The sequence below is a fragment of the Aeromicrobium sp. genome (genome assembly GCF_037719875.1).
Classification (GTDB): Bacteria; Actinomycetota; Actinomycetes; order Propionibacteriales; family Nocardioidaceae; genus Aeromicrobium.
Map to the genome: position 1 here is coordinate 20,355 of NZ_JBBJMJ010000003.1, position 19,376 is coordinate 39,730.

At 64.7% G+C, this 19,376-nt stretch carries 19 protein-coding genes; 6 read left to right on the forward strand and 13 right to left on the reverse strand.

Annotation, left to right across the window (positions count from 1 at the left end):
- Nucleotides 1-119: 119 nt before the first annotated feature.
- Nucleotides 120-260, reverse strand: a complete 141-nt coding sequence (locus WKF39_RS04830; RefSeq protein ID WP_340386100.1) for a hypothetical protein — start codon at nucleotides 258-260, stop codon at nucleotides 120-122.
- 355 nt (nucleotides 261-615) lie between these two features.
- Between WKF39_RS04830 and WKF39_RS04835 the strand changes: the two genes are divergently transcribed.
- Both WKF39_RS04835 and WKF39_RS04840 read left to right on the forward strand, forming a co-directional pair.
- Nucleotides 616-1,140: a hypothetical protein gene (locus tag WKF39_RS04835; RefSeq protein ID WP_340386101.1), complete on the forward strand. Its 525-nt coding sequence runs from the start codon at nucleotides 616-618 to the stop codon at nucleotides 1,138-1,140.
- A gap of 478 nt (nucleotides 1,141-1,618) precedes the next feature.
- On the forward strand, nucleotides 1,619-2,521 hold the full coding sequence (locus tag WKF39_RS04840) for a hypothetical protein (protein WP_340386102.1): 903 nt from the start codon (nucleotides 1,619-1,621) through the stop codon (nucleotides 2,519-2,521).
- Nucleotides 2,522-2,609: 88 nt separating this feature from the next.
- On the opposite strand, the gene WKF39_RS04845 is transcribed toward WKF39_RS04840, so the two are convergent.
- Both WKF39_RS04845 and WKF39_RS04850 read right to left on the reverse strand, forming a co-directional pair.
- Nucleotides 2,610-3,671, reverse strand: coding sequence for an IS110 family transposase (locus tag WKF39_RS04845; RefSeq protein ID WP_340386103.1), 1,062 nt, complete (start codon nucleotides 3,669-3,671; stop codon nucleotides 2,610-2,612).
- A 735-nt stretch (nucleotides 3,672-4,406) separates the two neighbouring features.
- Entirely contained in the window at nucleotides 4,407-5,030 is a 624-nt protein-coding gene (locus WKF39_RS04850) for a DJ-1/PfpI family protein (RefSeq protein ID WP_340386104.1), read from the reverse strand.
- 107 nt (nucleotides 5,031-5,137) lie between these two features.
- On the opposite strand from WKF39_RS04850, the gene WKF39_RS04855 reads away from it, so the two are divergent.
- On the forward strand, nucleotides 5,138-6,451 hold the full coding sequence (locus WKF39_RS04855) for a PLP-dependent aminotransferase family protein (RefSeq protein WP_340386261.1): 1,314 nt from the start codon (nucleotides 5,138-5,140) through the stop codon (nucleotides 6,449-6,451).
- 274 nt (nucleotides 6,452-6,725) lie between these two features.
- On the forward strand, nucleotides 6,726-7,145 hold the full coding sequence (locus WKF39_RS04860) for a hypothetical protein (protein WP_340386105.1): 420 nt from the start codon (nucleotides 6,726-6,728) through the stop codon (nucleotides 7,143-7,145).
- 39 nt (nucleotides 7,146-7,184) lie between these two features.
- Here WKF39_RS04860 and WKF39_RS04865 read toward each other — a convergent pair whose 3' ends face one another.
- Entirely contained in the window at nucleotides 7,185-7,790 is a 606-nt protein-coding gene (locus WKF39_RS04865) for a class I SAM-dependent methyltransferase (protein ID WP_340386106.1), read from the reverse strand.
- A gap of 136 nt (nucleotides 7,791-7,926) precedes the next feature.
- Between WKF39_RS04865 and WKF39_RS04870 the strand changes: the two genes are divergently transcribed.
- Together WKF39_RS04870 and WKF39_RS04875 are read left to right on the forward strand one after the other, a co-directional pair.
- Nucleotides 7,927-8,469, forward strand: a complete 543-nt coding sequence (locus tag WKF39_RS04870) for a VOC family protein (protein WP_340386107.1) — start codon at nucleotides 7,927-7,929, stop codon at nucleotides 8,467-8,469.
- Between the two features lie 318 nt (nucleotides 8,470-8,787).
- Nucleotides 8,788-10,146 (forward strand): IS1380 family transposase, encoded by a 1,359-nt coding sequence (locus WKF39_RS04875; RefSeq protein ID WP_340385989.1) that lies wholly within the window; start codon nucleotides 8,788-8,790, stop codon nucleotides 10,144-10,146.
- Between the two features lie 162 nt (nucleotides 10,147-10,308).
- On the opposite strand, the gene WKF39_RS04880 is transcribed toward WKF39_RS04875, so the two are convergent.
- The 9 genes from WKF39_RS04880 to WKF39_RS04920 form a co-directional block, all read right to left on the reverse strand.
- The gene (locus WKF39_RS04880) at nucleotides 10,309-10,941 is read right to left on the reverse strand and encodes a hypothetical protein (protein WP_340386108.1); all 633 of its coding nucleotides are present in this window, start codon (nucleotides 10,939-10,941) and stop codon (nucleotides 10,309-10,311) included.
- Between the two features lie 106 nt (nucleotides 10,942-11,047).
- Entirely contained in the window at nucleotides 11,048-11,281 is a 234-nt protein-coding gene (locus tag WKF39_RS04885) for a tautomerase family protein (RefSeq protein ID WP_340386109.1), read from the reverse strand.
- Between the two features lie 51 nt (nucleotides 11,282-11,332).
- Complete coding sequence (locus WKF39_RS04890; RefSeq protein WP_340386110.1) at nucleotides 11,333-12,430, reverse strand: sugar kinase; 1,098 nt, start codon at nucleotides 12,428-12,430, stop codon at nucleotides 11,333-11,335.
- Entirely contained in the window at nucleotides 12,427-13,083 is a 657-nt protein-coding gene (eda, locus tag WKF39_RS04895) for a bifunctional 4-hydroxy-2-oxoglutarate aldolase/2-dehydro-3-deoxy-phosphogluconate aldolase (protein WP_340386111.1), read from the reverse strand. The genes WKF39_RS04890 and eda overlap by 4 nt, the downstream gene beginning before the upstream one ends.
- Complete coding sequence (locus WKF39_RS04900; RefSeq protein ID WP_340386112.1) at nucleotides 13,083-14,588, reverse strand: aldehyde dehydrogenase family protein; 1,506 nt, start codon at nucleotides 14,586-14,588, stop codon at nucleotides 13,083-13,085. The genes eda and WKF39_RS04900 overlap by 1 nt, the downstream gene beginning before the upstream one ends.
- Before the next feature lie 60 nt (nucleotides 14,589-14,648).
- Nucleotides 14,649-15,641, reverse strand: a complete 993-nt coding sequence (locus WKF39_RS04905; protein WP_340386113.1) for an ABC transporter permease — start codon at nucleotides 15,639-15,641, stop codon at nucleotides 14,649-14,651.
- Nucleotides 15,642-15,644: 3 nt separating this feature from the next.
- The gene (locus tag WKF39_RS04910; RefSeq protein WP_340386114.1) at nucleotides 15,645-17,207 is read right to left on the reverse strand and encodes a sugar ABC transporter ATP-binding protein; all 1,563 of its coding nucleotides are present in this window, start codon (nucleotides 17,205-17,207) and stop codon (nucleotides 15,645-15,647) included.
- On the reverse strand, nucleotides 17,204-18,214 hold the full coding sequence (locus WKF39_RS04915) for an ABC transporter permease (RefSeq protein WP_340386115.1): 1,011 nt from the start codon (nucleotides 18,212-18,214) through the stop codon (nucleotides 17,204-17,206). The genes WKF39_RS04910 and WKF39_RS04915 overlap by 4 nt, the downstream gene beginning before the upstream one ends.
- Complete coding sequence (locus WKF39_RS04920) at nucleotides 18,214-19,308, reverse strand: sugar ABC transporter substrate-binding protein (RefSeq protein ID WP_340386116.1); 1,095 nt, start codon at nucleotides 19,306-19,308, stop codon at nucleotides 18,214-18,216. The genes WKF39_RS04915 and WKF39_RS04920 overlap by 1 nt, the downstream gene beginning before the upstream one ends.
- Nucleotides 19,309-19,376 lie beyond the last annotated feature (68 nt).

Below are 19,376 nucleotides of genomic sequence, written 5' to 3' on the forward strand. Positions count from 1 at the left end.
AGCTCACAGGCAGCGACGTCGCAAGAAGTTCTCGAAGCATCTGATCAAGCAGTAGTCGCGCTGAGCATCTGTCGATTTGGCGGCCGGCGTTGCGTCAATCCACCGCGAGGGGTGGTCTCCTACGAGTGCTTGGGGCGGCGGGTGTAGCCCCAAGCGAGGAGAGCGACTACCAACACCCAGTTCACCGCGATCACCCAGCCGTGGTCCTTCTCGTCCTCCAGCACATAACCGAACGTGACCCACGATGCCAGCACTGCCATTGGAACTGCACCTGCCCACCATTTTCGGCCAAGCTGCCCTCGACCCACCCACCACGTGGAACGTCGCGACGTCTTGTGATGGTCCGGGAAGTCAGGCGACATGATGTCATCATGCCGAAGGGTTACCGCTTCACCAAGCAAACGTGATGGCCACTCTCGACGAGGCGCCCACCAGCTGGCCGCGTCATTCCGCCGCGTGTCGGATAAGGCGCGGACGTCCTAAGAGCTCGATACCGACGGCACGCGGCCTAGCTAGTCCGACTGAAGACGCACCGACTAGAGCCGCCGAACTAGCCACAACGAGTCATGCGCGGCGACACCCCGTTGTCGATACTTAAAGGAGGAGGCGAGCGTCATGGATCACGACGACCACGCCACGCTCAAACGGGCGATGCCTTGGCTATGGGCCGGTGCGTTCTTGGTTACAGCAATTTTTGGGTATCTGATCACCCCGTGGGAGGCGATCTCTCAACTACTGGAGAACTCCGGCAAAGTTGACAACGAGGGTGCGCAATTGATCGCGTTCGCTGCCGGCTACACGCTGCCAGCAACGGTCGGATTCGCGGTGCTGACGTGGCTCGGGATCCATGACAAATACGAGGACTTCGGTCCAGCCGGGTCATGTGTGGTTATCGGGCTGACCCTCCTCGGGACTGCTTTGATCTGCCAAGAACTGGCCCTCGGTCTGCTTCCCGACTGGAATAGCGGAATGACCGACGCGCCAGGAATTCTGAAGTTCCCGGTGTACATACTCACTGCCTACCTCAACGAATACGGGTGGGGTCTGATGCTTACGGCAGCCGCCATAGGCGCCGTGCTCGCGTTTCAGGTCGAAGCCTGGAGAAGGCCCTCGCCGCGACAGGACGCCGAGGCTGCATGAGGCACCGTTTACGCACCTAGCGAGTCACAAGTGCGCTCGCGTCGTATCCGGTAGCCATCAACACTTGTTTTTGCAGCGCCGACCAACTTGATCCACGTTGGTGCCATCGCAATGCGGGTCATAGGCCGCCTGTCGGCTCTAGGCTTCGCCTTAGTAGCAGCGCCTGAGTGGATAACAGGGTCAAGCAGGAGACCCTGCGACACCTGCGTCTTTCCTCCCGATCGCCCAGAGTGAAGCAGGATATCTAGCGTTGAGCGATGGATTTGTGCAACGCTGCTCGGCCACAAACCTTGCTGTGACGAAGTAGAAGCGCAACACTGCTGATCGCAGCCGCACCCCGGCGCCCGGCGGCGAACTCCTCCGTCGCGCCGGCAGCCAGGAGCGAGTCGTGATGAGTCCAGACCCTGCCGCACCAGCCGTAGCAAACCCAGCCCACGAATCGACCACAACTCCGCCAGTCATGGCACTACGCACTTACATGAGCTTGCGACTCGGCGCGGTCGGTGTGATCGCGATCCTTGCAGTGTCAGTCCTTCACGAGTATGACGAGGCGGGCAACTGCCTGCAGGGGTCGATCAGCGCGTACTACTTCACGAACGTCCAGTCCGTTTTCGTCGGTGCTTTGGTCGCGCTTGGTCTCGTCATGATCGCACTGTGGGGGAAGACCCCGGCTGAGGACGGGCTTCTGAACCTCGCCGGCCTTCTGGCCCCAATCGTCGCGTTCGCACCGACCGGCAAGCCAAGCACTTGCGGGTTGACGGGCGTCACCGGCGACCCGGTGACGACCAAGGCCGGAACTCGCGATGTGGTCAACGCAAGCCATGAAGCGGTCGCCAACAATTTGTGGTCCTATCTGCTGGTTGTAGGTGTTGCCATCGGCTTGTTGATCTTGCTTGGCATCTACGCCCAGGGCGCGAACAAGTGGCCGTCCATTACGCAGCACGCTCGCTCATATTGGTTCCCGCTGGCTGCCGCTGCCGTGTTGTACACCTACGTCGTCCTCAAGCTCCACCACGACCCGGAGTGGGCGTACCGCGGTGCCCACAAGTTCGCAGCTTTCACCATGTTCGGGCTGATCGTCTTCGTGGTGACCGTCATTGCCCATCAAAAGTTGCGCGGCATCACGACTTTCAACGAGCCTCCCAGCCGCGGCTGGGCAATCACGTACGGGACTCTTGCGATCGTGATGGCAGGTGGGCTCGCTGCCCTCTACTTTCCAGCCAAGCACTACGGTGACTCCTTCTACTTGCACCGAGTCTTCTGGGTGGAAGCATGGGCAATCTTCTGGCTCGCAGTGTTCTGGGGATTGCAGACCTTCGACCGCTGGAAGTCCGGCGCTCCACCACGAACTGAAACGGAACTAGGGTCGCTGTCCGGATAGGGGTCGTCAACCCGGAGCCTTGGGTGCGGCTGCAGCCCCTAATGTCGGGTCCAGTCTTTGCAGATGGCTGCGACGCTCCTATGCTTCGTCAAGCCGTTGCGGGGCAGCTTTCGAGTAGGCGGTAGAGGTCTCGGGCGACGTAGCGGGCGAGGCAGCGTTTGATCTCTCGGCTGGTCTTGCCTTCGGCTGTGCGGCGGGCGACGTAGTCGCGGGTGGCTGGCTGGTATTGGATCCGGCTTTGCACCACGGTGTGTAAGGCGTTGTTGAGGTTCCGGTCGCCGTAACGGTTAAGCCGATACCGGGTGGTGACTTGGCCGCTGTTGGCTGGGATCGGTGCCACGCCGGCAAGCATCGCGAACGCCGCCTCGGAGTGGACCCGGCCTGGGTGGGACCAGGCGCACAACACCGTCGCTGCGACGATCGGTCCGACACCGAACTCCTCGAGCAGGTCGGGACGCCACTGGCTGATGACGGCCACCATCGCCTTCTGCAGCTCCCGTGCTTCTTTCAACATCGCGTGCGCCCGCCGGGCCAAGGTCCGCAACGCGACCACGGTGCTGGTCGTCTCGGTGTCCCAGGAGGCGTGCAGTCGCAGGTTCGCAGCCGTGTTGAGCATCGCGGCAAGCTTCTGACTGCGGAACCTGAGCCGGATCGGTTCGGGTGCTGCAATAACCAGGCTGAAGACCTGCAGCTGGGCCTCGGTGGAGGCATTGATCGCGGAGCGTCGAGCAGCCAAAAGTACCGACAGTGCTTGGCGTTCGCCCCCGCGGCGGGGAGTTCCCAACCGCGGCCTGGCCATCGCTTCACGCGCAGCGCGGATCGCATCGAGCGGATCAGATTTCGCGCCGTTGCGGCGCGCAGCCCGCTTCGGACGGTCCAGCTCGATGACGATCTCTGAGGCCTCCAGCAGGTGACGGCTCAGACCGGCGCCGTGGCCGCCGGTTCCCTCTATCGCCCAGGCTCGCAACATCGCGTGGTTGTTGGCGAACTCCACCAGCTCGGCATAGCCCTGGGCTGTTGCCTCGATGGTGATCTCATCGAGGACACCACCAGTCGCAGCATCAACCACGGCCGCGGAGTGGGTATGGACGTGGGTGTCGACGCCGATGACGACATCGACCACCTCACGCAGATCGGTCAGACTGTTCATGCGTTCTCTCCTTCGCCGGACGGGACGTGGTTCCGGTCCGGGACGGAGGCTCGGCAGGACTGTGATGAGACACATCCGGCGCCACTAACGCCAGATGGTCAAGCTCCTGATCAGGCCAGCTCCTCCAACCGGGCCGGGGCCGGCAACCGCGAGCGGACAGGTCGCAACAAGGCACAAAGCCAGTCATTCCAGGGGTCACACTCACGGTCACCAACCACAGCCCAGCACCTTTCGGGCTGCGTTGGCGATCCTCACAGTCATTCCACCGCTTGGGACCGGTGAATGGGCCTGGGTCCTATCCCAGTAGACGCCGTCGCTCGAGGACCCTTGCAGGACTTCTCTACGTGAGCCATTCTCACTTGGTGGAGACTGAGAAGCCGGACCCCTTTCGGCTGGGCCTATTCATCATCGGCGGGCTTGTCCTTGCCTTCCTCGCCAACCGCGATTCGACCCACGGCAAGGTTGCTTTTGTCCTCGCTCTTCTGTGGGGAGTTCTGGGGGCCGGCCTCTGGGCCCGGCAGTATTTCCGGTGGCGTGCTGGGAGTGGAGCAAGCTACCCGGGTGTCGACCCAGAGCCCTGATGCCCTGGCTCGTCGGCGCCCGCGTCATTTCACCGCGAAGGGCGGGACCCTGCGCCCGAAGGTGGGAATCCGCCGCCGTTCGAACCGAATTTGATCTAGTCGAGCGCCTGCTTTGTTTGAGTCCGCTGACACGTTGGCTGGTTTGATTGACAGATCAGACGAGCGACGGGACCGCTGCGGGCAGGTAGGGCGTGATGTTGCGCCATGCGCGCTCAACGTATTCCTGCTTCTCACCGACCGGGGCGACGTAGTGCAGCGCGTCCTCGGCGGCTTCGGATCCCTTGAGTCGGGTGATGATCCACGCCGCCAGGTAGTGCGATGCTAGGCAGCCGCCGGCCGTGGCAGTGTTGTCCTTGGCGAAGAACGGCTGGTCGAGAACGTCGACGCCAGCGGCGATGACCCACGGCTTGGTGGTGAGGTCGGTGCACGCCGGGACGCCGACGAGCAGGCCGAGGCGTGCCAGGACGAGTGCGCCGGAGCACTGCGCGGTGATCAGCTGACGCGAGGGATCGAGGCGCTGCAGCACGTTCATGATGGCCGGGTCCTCGACGACCTCGCGGGTGGCGATGCCGCTGCCGATGATGACCGCGTCGGCGTCGCATGCTTCTTCGAGGGTCGACATCTGCTCGATGACGACGCCGTTCATCGAGGTCACCTTCGGCGTGGGGGTGGAGATGGTGACGCGCCAGTCGTCGCTCTTGATTCTGTTCAGGACGCCGAGGGCAATGAGGGAGTCGAGTTCGTTGTAGCCCTCGAAGGTGAGGATGGCGATGTGCATGGTGGGTCCTTCCGGGTGGGTGATCGAACCGTACGAAGCAAGAATCACGACAGTCAAAGAATTGTCATGCATACACTCAGTGGGTGGCGGTCTCGAAGTACAAGCACGTGGTCGATGCGTTGGCGTCCCAGATCAGGACGGGTCGTTTGGTTGGCGGGTCGCGCCTGCCGACTCATCGGACGTTGGCCGAGCGTGAGGGCATCGCCGTGGTGACGGCGACCCGGGTGTACGCCGAGCTGCAGTCGATGGGTCTGGTGAGTCGAGAGCAGGGCAGGGGAACGTTCGTGCGGGACCTCGCGATCCCCGCAGGTCACGGTATCGACCAGCAGGTCGTGGCCGCCGACGCGGTGGACTTGAACTTCAACTACCCGGCTTTGCCTGGTCAGGCCGACCAGCTTCGAGCCGTACTTCGGGAACTGGCCACTTCCGGCGACCTGGACGCGTTGCTGCGTTACCAGCCGCACCGAGGCCGGCCTCGGGACCGCGCCTCGGTCGTCCGGTACCTGCGACGGCGCGGAGTCAGTGTCGATGTCGATCGGGTACTGATGGTCAGCGGAGCGCAGCACGGGCTAGCCGTCTCTGTGATGGCGACACTCAGCCCGGGGGATGTGGTCGCCGTGGACGCACTGACCTACCCGGGTTTCAAGGTGCTAGCAGAAGCGTTCCACCTCGAGCTCGCGCCCATCCGCTCCACCCCGCAGGGCTCTGATCTGGACGATCTCGAGCGGCTGTGCGCGACGCGTCCGGTGCGCGCGATCTACACGATGCCCACCCTTCACAACCCTCTCGGCTGGGTGATGTCCGCCGCGAACAGAGAGCGGTTCGCCCAGATCGCCCGTCGGTGCGGCGCCGTGATTATCGAAGACGCCTCCTACGCCTACCTGGCGAAGGATCCACCACCGCCGCTCGTCGAGATGGCACCCGATTTGACCGTCCACGTGTCGGGCGTCTCCAAGAGCGTCGCGAGCGGGTTGCGCGTCGGGTACGTAGTGGCCCCGCCTGCTTTGGTGTCGGCCCTCGAGCGCGCGATCCGGGCGACTACCTGGAACACCCCCGCCCTGACCACGGCGATCGCCTGCCGCTGGATGGACGATGGGACGGTCGATAGTCTCGAGGAAGAAAAGCGCGCGGACGCATCAGCGCGGCAGGCCCTCGCCCGCCGTGAACTGAATGGACTGAGGCTCGTGGCTCACCGGTCGTCGTACTTCGTGTGGCTCCCGTTGGCCGAGGACTCTCGCGCCGATCGGCTAACTGCGGCGCTGGCGCGACAGCAGATCTCGGTGACTACAGCGGCCCCGTTCACCACGACTGCCCACACTCCACAAGCCATCCGCCTAGCGCTCGGCTCGACCGACCTTGACCGCCTCCGGACTGCTCTGAGGGTGGTGCGGCGGGAGGTGGTGGAGGACGCCTACACGTGAATGCATCGCGCAACCCGTCGACACTCGTGTCCTCGCGCGCACCCCGACCGCTTCGCGCCGCAGCAGGATTGGCTCGCGGAGCGTCCAGATGCCGCGAGCCGGTCACTCCTCATGCTGCGTCTAGCCGCCGCGTCAGCGCGCCCAGAATGTGTGGTCGGCTGTTCCGGCCCGACGCGAGGGGGAATTGCTCCACCGCTCGGGCGTGTTTGGCCGCTAGCTGGGTAGACAGGAGAAGTAGGGCTCATTCGGGTCCACCAGCCAGAAGGAGCGGCACATGACGGAGACGCCGCAGCAGCCCACAACCCCACTCACCGAAGACGAGCAGAAGATCGTCCGGTCCGCCGCCCTGCGCGCCGGCGCCCTCGTCGCCCAGGCGGAGCCCGGGTTCTTCGACACGTTCAAGGAGTCCTTCGCCGCGAGCAAAGCGGTCAAGGCCGCCTCGCCTGACGTGCAGAAGCTCGTCGTCGGAGGCCTCCCGGAGATGCCCTCCGGCGGTAAGGACGAGGTCAACGCACGCACCCTTGAGCTGCTCAAGCAGGCCGTCGGCATTCTGACGAAGAAGGCCCCGCAGCTGGTCGAGGAGTACAGGCAGGTCGTGCTCCAATCCGCGAAGGACGTCGCGGCCGCCGCCGACGACACGTCCCAGAAGGAGACCGCCGCCGTCGGCGAGATCGAGCGCGCCCTCGCCGGCTGATCCCGGTTGCGCATATCACTGCATCAGGGCGAGGCGCCTCTAGCGTTTCCGTGTCGCGAGGACACGCCCTTGTCGTCGAACTCCTGGATCTTGGCGTACTACCGTCTGCTCGACGACGAACCCTTCGTGCGCAAGGAGCTCACCGAGCGCAGCGGCAGACCAGTAGTAAGCCGTAGTCACGGCATGATCGAACGGTTCGCAATCGTCGCCGTCGAAGAAGCCGAGCAACAAAGATCCGCCAGGAGTGAGGACCCGGGCGAGCTCACCCAACGTCTCCGGGACCTCCGCCGGCGCCGCGTGGATAATCGAGAACCACGCGAGCACCCCGCCGACTGATTCAGTCGCGACGGGCATCGCAGCGAGATCAGCGATGAGAAAATGGATGTGCGGAAATCGCTCGCGAGCCGACGACACGAAACGAGCTGCGGCGTCGACACCGACCACGTCACGCTGTCCATCGGCCGAGAGCGTGTCGGTCCAGTGCCCGGGCCCACAACCAACGTCCAAGAAGCGACCGGGCGTGGCGTCGCGCCAGGATTCGATCGCTTCTCGGTCCTGCGGCGCCATCTGTTCGACCGAACCCAGCTTCGCGACATACTCGTCCGCGCGGGCATCGTACGCAGCGGCGACGTCAGCTCTGAGCACACGCGGATGCTACCGGGCGCGACCCGGCGACTGCTGTCACTCAAGATGTCTCGACTGTGAACCGGCACCGGGTGCGCGTCATTTCACCGCGTACGGACCTCCATGGTTGGGTCGGCTGGGACGTTTACTCATTGCGGTGCTGGCCCACCTGATTGGCTGCATGATGGTTGTCAGGAAGTCACCGTTCGGTCAGCGGGGATTCCGCCGCAGGGACCGGCGCGCGCAGAAGGTGGAGCGACTCGATCGGGTTCAGTACTATCGTCGATCCAGGGAGGAATATCCCGTTCGAAGGGGGACCTTTATGGAGCGAGTCACAGGCATCGGCGGCGTGTTCTTCCGGTCGGCCAACCCGGAAGCCTCTGCCCGCTGGTACGCCACTCACCTGGGGGTCGACCCGCCGCCTGAGTCATACGACACGCCGTCGTGGAAGCAACAGGCCGGCTCGACGGTCCTCGCCGCCATGCCGGCGGACTCTGAGCACTTCGGTAGCGACGACCAGTCCTGGGCCTTGAATTTCCGAGTCAACGACCTAGACGCGATGGTCGATCAGCTCCGTGACCACCACATTGTTGTGACCGTTGACACCGAGGTCTACCCAAATGGCAGATTCGCGGCATTGAACGATCCCGACGGAAACCCGATCCAGCTCTGGCAACCCGCCGGGGCCGACTTGCGGTAGCGGCAGATTCGGCACGTCTTGGTGCTACATCGTCGACATGACCTGCGGGTACGTGCCGTCACTAGAACTTGGAGTGTTGTACTCGGTGTGATCCGCACTAGCGTCCTTCACCGCGAGTGCCGGAGGCGCCTCAGCTGTCGAGGACGCGTCACCGAATAGTCCAGGCCGGCTAAGCCCGCAAACTCCCAATACACCTAGCCTCGATCTTTCATCGGTTGGTGGGGTGACACGGCCCTGAACGCACGGAAATGCCTGTCATGTCGGGAAGAATTGTGTTTACGAAGACATAATTCGGACCGATTGAAAGGCACTCCGTAGATGAAGAATATCGTGGCTGGTCGTCGTGTCCATGTTGCTGCTGGCAGCGAGTCGCTGATCTCCTCATCGGGTCTGTCACTGCTGGCCCAGACCGCGTCTGCCAGCGGCCTTTCCGATGTTCTGACGGCTGGATTGTCCAGGTGGCGCAAACCGGCCTCGATCCATGACCCGGGCAAGATCGTGCTGGACCTGGTCCTGGCGATCGCCGCTGGCGGCGACTGCTTGGCTGACATCTCGCTGATCCGTGCCCAACCCGAGCTGTTCGGCCCGGTCGCTTCCGACCCCACGATCAGTCGCTTCATCGAGGCGCTCGGCGCCGACCCGGTCGCCGCCATCGACGTGATCAGGTCTGCTCGTGCGTCAGCGCGGGCCAAGGTCTGGGACCACCACAGCCCCCTTGCCGACGACGACACGGTGATCGTTGACCTGGACGCGACTCTGATCGGCGCCCATTCGGAGAAGGAACTGGCGTCGCCGAACTACAAACGTGGCTTCGGTTTCCATCCGATGATGGCGTTCGTCGACCACGGCCCGGGCGGAACCGGTGAACCACTCGCAGCTCTGCTGCGGACCGGAAAAGCAACAGCGAACAGCGCCGCCGACCAGATCACGGTCCTGGACGCAGCACTGGCCCAACTGCCTGAACCATCGCGTTCCAAGGTGCTGGTCCGTGGAGACTCCGGCGCTGGCGTCCGCGAATTCGTCCACCACGTCCACGACCTGGGGTTGCAGTACTCAGTCGGCGTCTATGGTCGCCAGCCGGTCCTTGATGCATTGGCCGCGCTGCCGCGCCAAGCTTGGAAGAAAGCCCTCGACACCGACGGCCACCGACGCGAAGGTGCGCTCGTCGCTGAACTGACCCGATGGCTGCCGTCCACCTTCGCCGGCTGGCCCCCTGGCATGCGCGTCATCGCCCGCAAAGAACGTCCCCACCCCGGCGCGCAGCTGAGGATCACCGACGACAACGGGTGGCGGATCACGGTCTTCGCGACCAACACCACCGGGCCGACCCTGGCCCAACTCGAGGTCCGCCACCGGTCCCGAGCACGCTGTGAAGACCGGATCCGCAACCTCAAAGACACCGGCGCAACCAACCTGCCGCTGCACGAATTCGACAAGAACCAGATCTGGCTCGAGCTCGCTCAACTCGCCGCAGAACTCATCACCTGGACCCAGACCCTCGCCTGGCACGACAACCCGGCACGGATCTGGGAACCCAAACGACTCAGGCTACGAATCTTGGCCGTCGCCGGCCGCATCATCACCACGGCCAGACAACACATCCTGCGCCTGCCGAAACGATGGCCCTGGACCGACCTCATCCTGACCGGCCACCGACGACTCGCCGCGATCACCTGAACATCGACCCCCGAAACTACAACCCGAGGAACCGGAGCGCCGGCGAAACAGCAACGCCGGGACTCAACAACGCCCTCAACCCAAAACACACGATCCAAGGATCAAGAGCCCGAAGCCTCAGCCCAATGAAAGATCGAGGCTAGTCGAACTAGCAGCCTCAAACTAGTGAGAGTGCGTAGGGCCGCTGTACTCGAAGAGTTCGTCTGACATTGCTTCGACAACCTGAATGTTCGTCCACGAGTAGAGGTCGCCATATCGCAGGCTCCGTTCGGCATATGTCATCCCGTGCGTCGCATCGACGATCATGACCAACGGGGCCGGCTTGCTGTGGGGCGGAGCAAGCTCGATCTCCCATGCAGGGAGGCCCAGAAACTGGACCTGAACTGGAGGCTTCGTAGGGACGGTGAAGTCATCGAGGGTCCAGTCATACGGGTCACGGCGTTCGATTGCGCCGCTATGAGTTCCCACGACTCCCCAAGGTCCGTGGTCAAACTGGTCTGGCAGTTCTTGATCTGGGCGAAAGACGACCGTCCGATCGGGTGTGTGAACCGTCAGAAGTTCGCCTGCCATTGATTCGACCCTGTACTTCTCCTGGCTCTTGCTGACTCGCACTTCGGAAGGCCAAGGGTGGTCCGGCCTGTTAACGACGAGGGTGCCGACCATCATCGGCTCCTCCGCCTGTCCGTTGAGCAGGGTTTGCAGCACGACGGGCCAGCCGCCCACATTCGTGCGGGTGTGGTTGCTTCGTCTCAACTTGCTACGCCCACCGGGAGCAAGCAATGTGTGAAGGTCCATGACGGCGTCCCCACCTGGCTCCGCCCACGGTGATGGCAGCGAGACTCGGTGACCTGTATGCGCTGGCGGCCGGAAGCCAGGACGAGCACCGGGTGAATCTCGTGGTTCAGGATCGGGTCTCGTCGGCGAGTGCGGCGACAACCCCGGCCCGACTATCGTCCTCGCTGGCGAGGACACCGCCGTTGGCGACGATGTCGGGGGTGATCTCGCTGAAGACCATTCGGACATCCTGGCGCCTGGCGCCGAGGATCTCGACTGCGCTGTTGGCCACGATCGCAGCAAAATCCCGGCGCTGTTCGACGGTGCGGCCCTTGAGGAGCTCCACGGTGATGTTGGGCATTTGATTTGTCCTTCTCTTTCGGTGAACTACTTGATGGGGATGGTGGGCGGTTCAGCGGCGAACACGGGCAGTCCCGCCGCCTGCGAGAGCGACGACCTCGTCCCGGGCGGCCATCGAAGTGTCCCCGGGGGTCGTCATGGCAAGGGCGCCGTGGGCGGCGCCGAGCTCGAGGCACTGCTGGAGGTCCTCGCCCTGGAGCAGCCCGTAGACCAGGCCCGAAGCGAAGCCGTCGCCCCCGCCAACTCGGTCATAGATCGCGAGGTGGTCACGCGCCGTCGACTGCAGTACCCCCGTCTGGGTCGACCAAGCGATGGCTTGCCAGTCGTTGTCATTGGCGCTGTGGACCCCACGCATCGTGGTCGCGATGACCTTGAACCACGGCATCTTCTCGGCGACTGTGCCGACCATCGCAGCAAAGCTGTCCATGGGCAGCTCCCGGAGGTTTTCATCGACGTCGTCGACATCGAAACCCAGCGAGGCGGTGAAGTCCTCCTCGTTGCCGATCATCACGTCGACGTGGCTGGCCAGTCGCGTGTTGACGTCGCGCGCAAATTTGGGCCCACCTATACCGGCCCACAGGCTTGGCCGGTAGTTGAGGTCGAAGGACACCACGGTGCCGTGCCTTTGCGCGGCGGACATGGCCTCCTCGGCGACCGCGGCGGCGTTCTCGGACAGTGCGGCGTAGATGCCCCCCGTGTGCAGCCACCGCACCCCGCGCCGGCCGAAGAGGTCGTCCCAGTCCACGGTGCCAGGCGCCATGTGGGCGATCGCGGTGTTGGCGCGGTCGGAGACGCCGACCGCGCCACGCACGCCGAATCCACGCTCGGTGAAGTTGAGCCCGTTGCGGACGGTGCGCCCGATGCCGTCGTAGGTCTCCCAGCGGATCATCGAGGTGTCAACACCCCCCTGCATGATGAGGTTCTCGACGAGGCGGCCGATCTCGTTGTCGGCTAGGGCTGTGACGACCCCGGCGCGTAGCCCGAAGACCTTGCGCATGCCTCGGGCGACGTTGTACTCGCCGCCGCCCTCCCATGCCTCGAACCGTCGCGCGGTGCGGACACGGCCCTCGCCGGGGTCGAGCCGAAGCATCACCTCGCCGAGGCTGATGATGTCGAACTCGCACTCGTCGATGGGCCGGGTCGTGATCATGCTGGCGCTCCTTGGATTACCGGATCCGAAGGTGTCGCAGTCATCGTCGCGGCGCACCGTGCGGTCACTTCGTCCCACTGCCCTGTGGCGAGCAGGTCGGGAGCCACCATCCAGCTGCCACCGACGGCGGCAACAGACTGGTGGGCCAGGTAGGACGATGCAGTGTCGGCGGTGATGCCACCGGTGGGAACGAACCTCACCTGTGGGAATGCCGCCGAGAAAGCCTTGATCATTGGGAGTCCGCCGTTGGCCTCGGCCGGGAAGAACTTCACTGTGTCGAGGCCCAGGTCGAGTGCGGCGATGATCTCGGACGGCGTGCTCACCCCGGGGAAGACCGGGAGGCCGAGCTCTTGGCACCGCCGGACGACCGCGGTGCTCAGCCCGGGTGACACCACGAAGCGGGCGCCCGCATCGTGGGCCAGGTCGACCTGGGCGGCGGTGATGACGGTGCCTGCGCCGACCAGCAGGTCGGAGCGTTCGGCGAGTTTGGCCAATACGCTGGCTGCCTGAGGCGTCCGAAACGTTACCTCGGCGACAGGCAGGCCACCGGCGACCAACGCGACACCGAGTTCACCGGCGCGGCCCGGATCATCCAGGACGACGACGGGTACGACACGGTGGCCTCCGAGCACTCCGGTGGAGGATCGCGCCATCAGCGGAGCTCAGCGATGACGGTCTTGAGCTCGGTGTAGTCGTCCAGGCCGAACGATCCGAGCTCGCGGCCCCAGCCGGACTGCTTGTAACCACCGCGGGGCAGGGTGACGTCGTCGGCGTGCCAGGTGTTGAGCCATACTGTGCCGGCTCGCAGGCGCGCACCGACTCGGTGGGCGGTGCCGATGTTCTGCGACCACACACCCGCGGCCAGGCCGTAGACGGTGTTGTTGGCGGCCTGGACAACCTCGTCCTCGGTGTCGAACGGGATCGCAGTGATGACTGGGCCGAAGATCTCGTCGGTCTGGATCGCCATCGACTCGGTGACCCCCGTAATAAGGGTCGGCTGGACGAAGTAACCCTTGCTGAAGGGCGCGTCTGGGCCACCGGCGTTGATGGTCGCGCCATCATGGAGGGCGCCGCGGATGTAGCCGAGCACCTTGTCGTGCTGCTCCTGTGAGACCAGGGGTCCCATGTCGGAGGCCGAGTTGAAACCGTCACCGACGGTGAACGCCTTGGCCGCTGCGGCGACCCCCTCGATGACCTGGTCGAAGACCGACCGCTGGACGTAGAGGCGTGAGCCGTTGACGCAGCACTGGCCTTCGTTGAAGTAGCCGCCCAGTACGGCTCCGGCGATGGCAGCGTCAATGTCAGCGTCGGCGAAAATGATGTTGGGCGCCTTGCCGCCGAGCTCGAGCGAGACCTTCTTGAGGTTCCCGGCAGCCGCGGCGGCGATCTTCTTGCCGACCTCGGTGCTGCCGGTGAATGCGACCTTGTCGACGCCGTGGTGCTCGACGAGTGCGGCACCGGTGTCGCCGAAGCCGGTCACGACGTTGACGACACCGGCGGGCAGGCCGGCGTCGAGCAGCAGTTGACCTAGTCGCAAAGCCGTCAGCGGCGTCTGCTCGGCTGGCTTCAGCACGACGGTGTTGCCCGCTGTGATGGCAGGCACGATCTTGAAGCAGGCCATCGTGAGAGGGAAGTTCCACGGCACGATGCCGGCGACGACACCGATCGGCTCGCGTCGGGTGTAGGCGTGGAAGTCACGGCCAGGGACCGACATGGGAATGGAGGTGCCCTCCATCTTGGTGGCCCAACCGGCGAAGTACCGGAACAGCTCGGCGGCGACCCCGACGTCGCCGTGGGCGGACACGACTCGCTTGCCGTTGTCGAGGGACTCGAGCTGCGCGAGCTCCTCGGCGTGCTCGTCGATCAGGTCGCCGATGCGCCACATCAGGTGGGATCGCTCGCGCGGGGTCATGCGCGACCATGGCGAGCCGTCCTCGAAGGCGGTGCGGGCAGCGGCAACGGCCTTGTCGACATCCTGCGCGGAGCCCTGGGCGACCTGGGCCAAGACCTCCTCGGTGGCGGGGTTGATGGTGTCGAAGGTCTTGCCGTCGGCAGCATCGATCCATGCGCCGCCGATGAGCAGCTGCTGTGGTTTGGAGAGGAACTCGCGTACAGAGGGGAGTAGGGCGGAGTAGTCATTGCTGACGGTGGTGGTCATGGTGTCTTCCTTGGTGGTGTGTGCTTTGTCAGGTCGTGAGACGGAGAGGGATCGAGGGCGCTACTTGATGATCAGCACCTTCGACCGGTCGAGGGTCAGGGCGACGGCGGCGACGATGATCGCGCCGTAGAGGATTTGCTCGTAGGCCGAGGGGACGCCCACGATGGGCAGGCCAACCCGGAGCAGAGTGATGACCAGGGCGCCTACGAGCGAGCGCCACAGCGAGCCATGGCCCCCGGTGATCGCGGTACCGCCGACGACGATCGCGGCGACGGCGGGCAGCAACAGGTTGTCGGCCATCGTCGGGCTACCGCTGAAGTTGCGCGAGACGAGCATGACCGCCGCCAGGCCGGCACACGCACCGGAGACACAGAATGCGCCAACCTTGACCAGGTCGACCGGCACGCCGGCCAGTCGGGCTGACGACTCGGAGTAGCCGGTCGCGGTGACGTAGCTCTGTAGCGGTGTCAGCTTGAGGATCAGCGCGACTACCGCCACCACGATGACGGCGACGGCGAACTCCATCGGCACATAGCCGGCGACGTACGTTGTGAGCCAGTTCGTGGCCTCTCGGTCAACGACGCGGATGGGGCCGGCGTCGGAGATGACGAGGGCGACCGCGGAGAAGATGCTCATACCACCCAACGTCACGATGAACGACGGGATCCGGAGAAAGACGTGCGCGATTCCCTGGATGGCGCCGGCCGCGCCGGCGACGGCGATAATGGCGAGCGTGGTGAGGCCGCCGAGGTCGGGCAGCCACATGGCGAAGAAGACCGTCGACAGCGATGCCAGTGCGGCGATCGACAGGTCGATGCCGCCGCACAGGACGACGAGGGTTGCGCCCGCGGCTAGCACGACAAGGGGCGCTGACGTGCGGACCGCTGCGGTGAGGCTTCTCTGGGTAAGGAAGTCCGGGTCGGCGATGCTCAGCGCGGCAAGCAGTGCGACGAGCGCGATGAGCGGCATGAACGACGTCAATCGCTGGACGGCCGAAGGGCCTCCCGAAGCGACTGGCTCGGATGCGTGCTTGGCGAGGACAGGTGTAGCCACGGCTCAGACCATCTCCTTGACGAGGTCGAGTGGGGTCGGCTTGGCACCGGTCGGGCAGGCGACCTCTTTGGTCACGTGGCCGTCGTTCATCACAACGATCCGGTCGGACATGCCGATCGCTTCCTCGAGACTGTCGGCGAGGAGCACGGTGGCGACGCCGCTGTCGGCAAGCTCACGCATCAGCCGGTAGACCTCCGAGCGCGCGCCGATGTCAAGGCCGCGGGTCGGGTGGTCCAGCAGCAGCAGCCGGATGTCACCGGCCACCAGCCAGCGGGCCAGGACAACCTTCTGCTGGTTGCCGCCGGAGAGCCGCTGGATGGCAGTCCCGCGGTGGGGCGTTCGGATGGACAGCCGCTCGATCCAGGCGTCAACGAGCGAGGCCTGCTTCTTCGGCACCACCAGGACGCCGGAGCAGCGGGACTTCTGCTTGGTCAAAGTCATGTTGTCTGCCACCGACATGGGACCGACCATCCCCTCGGTCTTGCGCTCGGCCGGGACATAGGCGACGCCGGCGGCACACGCGGAGCGGGTGCCGGAGAGTTCGAGCTTCTTGCCGTCGAGGGTGACTTCGCCGGCGATGAACGGCTCGGCGCCGAACAGCGCCCGGCAGACGTCCTCGCGGCCGGAGCCGTGAACGCCGACGATGCCGACGATCTCGCCCTCGTGGACGTCGAGGTCGAAGTCACGAAACGTGTTGCCGGACAGCCCCCGGACGGTGAGTCTAGGCGGAGGTTGCTCTTCGGACTTCTTGAAGGCGTTGCCGTGGTAGTGGTCATCGGATCCGGTCGAGCCGATCATCATCCGGTGTAGGTCGGCTGGTGCCGCGTGGGCAGTCGCCACCTCGCCCACGGACTGGCCGCTGCGCAGCACGAGGACCCGGTCGCAGACGTCGAGCACCTCGTCGAGACGGTGCGAGACGAATATGACCGACGCGAACTCGCGCAGTCGGCGGACCTGGGTGAAGAGGGTTTCGATCTCCTTGGACTCAAGGACCGATGTGGGCTCGTCGAGGATGATCACCGGTGCGTTGTTGCTGCGTTGCTCGATCCTTAGCACCTTGGCGATCTCGACCATCTGACGATCGGCGAACGACAGCGTGTCGGTGCGGGCCAGTGGGTTGATGTGGGACCCGATCTTGTCGAGCTGTTCCTGGGCCATCTCGCGCATGGAGTCCCAGCGGTAGATGCCGCCGCGGACGCCGCGGCCCTCGGAGCCGAGCATGATGTTTTCCGCAGCCGTGAGGTTGGGAACTAGCGATTGCTCCTGGAAGACCATCCCGATGCCATGGTTGGCGGCGTCCACGACGCTGCGGAGCCTGACCTTCTCGCCACGCACATAGATGTCGCCCGCGTCAGGCTTGACCAGCCCGACCAGCGCCTTGAGCAACGTCGACTTGCCAGCACCATTCTCTCCGGCGAGGCCGAGCACCTCGTTCTGGTGGACGACCATGTCTACACCGTCCAGGGCCTTGACCCCGGGGTAGTGCTTGAGCAGTCCTCGTGCTTCCAAGGCCGGTACCGTCGCGGGTCCCGATGTGCTGATGTCGTGTTCCAGCTCGATGCTCATTTGGTCACCTGGTTCCTTCGACGTTGCGGGTAGACCGCAGCAGCAACTGCGGCGACGACGATGAGGCCCTGGACGCCGCCCTGCCAGTAGGGACTCACACCGACCTGGACCAGGCCATTGGTGAGTACCGTGACGAGCAGGACGCCGACGGCCGAGTGGAGGATGCCACCGCGACCACCGGTCAGCAGCGTGCCACCCACGACGGCGGCGGTGATCGCGGCGAAGTCGAATCCTTTGCCGGCCTGCACGAGACCGGCGCTGAGCTGGCTTGTGACCATGACGCCGGCCAAGCCGTAGAAAGCGCCGGCCAGGGTGAAGACGGCGACCTTGTAGGGCGCGACCTTCACGCCCGACAGCGTTAGCACCTCCTCGGCTCCGCCGATCGCGAACGCGTAGCGTCCGAGCCGCGAATAGCGCTGGATCAACCAACCGACCAATACGCAGCCAACCGCGATCCAGGTCAGGTAGGAGAACCCGAGGAACCGGTCGACGGCCCAGGTGGCGAGCTTCTGGTCAGTGATATTGGGCTGCACGCCGTTGAACATCAGCGTCGCGACGCCGAGCCCGATGGCCGAGACCCCGAGGGTGGTCATGAACGAGGGCACCTTGAGCAGCACCAGCGCCAAGCCGCTCACGCAGCCGAGCCCTGCGGCGAGTAGGACTGCTACGGCAATCCCGAGCAGACCGAGATCGTTGTCGTTGCGGTTGTTGGCCACCAGCAACGCAACCGCGATCGCGGCCGCGCCCATGACGCCAGGTGATGAGAGGTCGATCGACCCCATCATCAGCACGAACGTGATGCCACAGGTGACGACCGCGAGGACGGCGGCCGTGTCCATGATGTTCTGGACATTGGCGAGTGTGCGGAAGTCGCTGCTGATGGCGGCGAAGACACAGAAGATCACGATCAGCGCGATCGGAGGACCTGCGTCTCGGAACGACACCCCCCGCCGGGGCTGGGGGCGCGCCGCGATGAACTCGACGTCCTCGGCGGGGGATGTCGTCATCACGAAATCGCGCCCTGCGACCGCTGGAAGACGTTGGCGCAGTCGAACTCGGACTTGTCGAGGTCCGGGGAAATGAAGTCGGCGACGTTGTCCTGGTCGATCAGGAACTGCTGGGCGAACCAGGCACGGTCCTCGTCGGAGATGTCAGCGACGTCGAGCTCGCCGGTGGCGGCGCAGTAGCCAATGGCCAGACCGATGCCGCCCTGCCATGGGCCGTCACTCGAGACTGTCGCAGTCATGCTGCCGTCCTGGATGGCGGTGAGGGCATCCGGCACGGCGTCGATGCCGACAACGGCCACCTTGCCCTCCTTGCCCGCTGCCTTGAGCGCCTCGAGAGCGCCGAGGGCCATGTCGTCGTTGGCGGTCCAGATGCCCTTGATGTCGTCGCCGTGCTTGGCCAGCAGCGTCTTGGTCACGTCGAGTGCCTCGGCGCGAGAGAAGTTGGCCGTCTGCTGGTCGAGCAGGGTCACGTCGGGACTTTCTGAGAGCGAGGCCTCGAGACCAGCGAAGCGGTCCTTGGCGGCAGCCGTGTCGAGGATGCCCTGGAGCGCGATGATGCCTCCCTTGCCGCCGATCTCCTTGACGAGTGCGTCCCCGATCTGCTTGCCTGACTCCTCGCCGTTGTAGGTCAGGTGGGTGACCCAATGGTCGTAGTCTGCGACGTTCAGGTCGGACGGCTTGTTCCACTGGGTGACGAGGTAGGCGCCAGCCTCCTGGGCCTGCTCGACGATCGGCGGGGTGTCTGAGTCGCCGTTGGGCAGGATGTTCATGACCAGGCAGTCGGTGTTGCCGGCCAGGAGCTGGCTGACCTGCTCCTGCTGCTTGGTCGAGTCACCGTCGTAGGTCAGTCGCTGCTGCTCGAGACCGACCATGGCAGCAAATTTGTCGCCGCCGTCGAGCCAAGACGCCTCGTAGGGGTTGGACTCGTTGCGGACTTGGCCGACGAGTCGAACATCTTCCGGGGCACAAGCCGAGCTCTTCCCGGCTTTGTCGTTGTCCCTTCCACCTGCGGCTTCCTCGCTGCAGCCCGCTAAGGCCATCGCAGCCAGGGAGAGCCCGACTAGTGCAACTGCGGGGCGTGACGTGATCTTCATCGTGTGATCCTCATTTTCGTGATGCCAGGTGACCGGCGGTGGTGGGGTCCGAGACTGTGGGAAAGGAA

Excerpts from the sequence above, each read along its gene's own strand:
- WKF39_RS04915 (WP_340386115.1), bottom strand. The coding sequence starts at position 18,214 with ATGACGACATCCCCCGCCGAGGACGTCGAGTTCATCGCGGCGCGCCCC.
- WKF39_RS04845 (WP_340386103.1), bottom strand. The coding sequence starts at position 3,671 with ATGAACAGTCTGACCGATCTGCGTGAGGTGGTCGATGTCGTCATCGGC.
- WKF39_RS04880 (WP_340386108.1), bottom strand. The coding sequence starts at position 10,941 with ATGGACCTTCACACATTGCTTGCTCCCGGTGGGCGTAGCAAGTTGAGA.
- WKF39_RS04890 (WP_340386110.1), bottom strand. The coding sequence starts at position 12,430 with ATGATCACGACCCGGCCCATCGACGAGTGCGAGTTCGACATCATCAGC.
- WKF39_RS04840 (WP_340386102.1), top strand. The coding sequence starts at position 1,619 with ATGAGCTTGCGACTCGGCGCGGTCGGTGTGATCGCGATCCTTGCAGTG.
- WKF39_RS04850 (WP_340386104.1), bottom strand. The coding sequence starts at position 5,030 with ATGCACATCGCCATCCTCACCTTCGAGGGCTACAACGAACTCGACTCC.
- WKF39_RS04835 (WP_340386101.1), top strand. The coding sequence starts at position 616 with ATGGATCACGACGACCACGCCACGCTCAAACGGGCGATGCCTTGGCTA.
- WKF39_RS04860 (WP_340386105.1), top strand. The coding sequence starts at position 6,726 with ATGACGGAGACGCCGCAGCAGCCCACAACCCCACTCACCGAAGACGAG.
- WKF39_RS04920 (WP_340386116.1), bottom strand. The coding sequence starts at position 19,308 with ATGAAGATCACGTCACGCCCCGCAGTTGCACTAGTCGGGCTCTCCCTG.
- WKF39_RS04885 (WP_340386109.1), bottom strand. The coding sequence starts at position 11,281 with ATGCCCAACATCACCGTGGAGCTCCTCAAGGGCCGCACCGTCGAACAG.
- WKF39_RS04830 (WP_340386100.1), bottom strand. The coding sequence starts at position 260 with ATGGCAGTGCTGGCATCGTGGGTCACGTTCGGTTATGTGCTGGAGGAC.
- eda (WP_340386111.1), bottom strand. The coding sequence starts at position 13,083 with ATGGCGCGATCCTCCACCGGAGTGCTCGGAGGCCACCGTGTCGTACCC.
- WKF39_RS04875 (WP_340385989.1), top strand. The coding sequence starts at position 8,788 with ATGAAGAATATCGTGGCTGGTCGTCGTGTCCATGTTGCTGCTGGCAGC.
- WKF39_RS04910 (WP_340386114.1), bottom strand. The coding sequence starts at position 17,207 with ATGAGCATCGAGCTGGAACACGACATCAGCACATCGGGACCCGCGACG.
- WKF39_RS04900 (WP_340386112.1), bottom strand. The coding sequence starts at position 14,588 with ATGACCACCACCGTCAGCAATGACTACTCCGCCCTACTCCCCTCTGTA.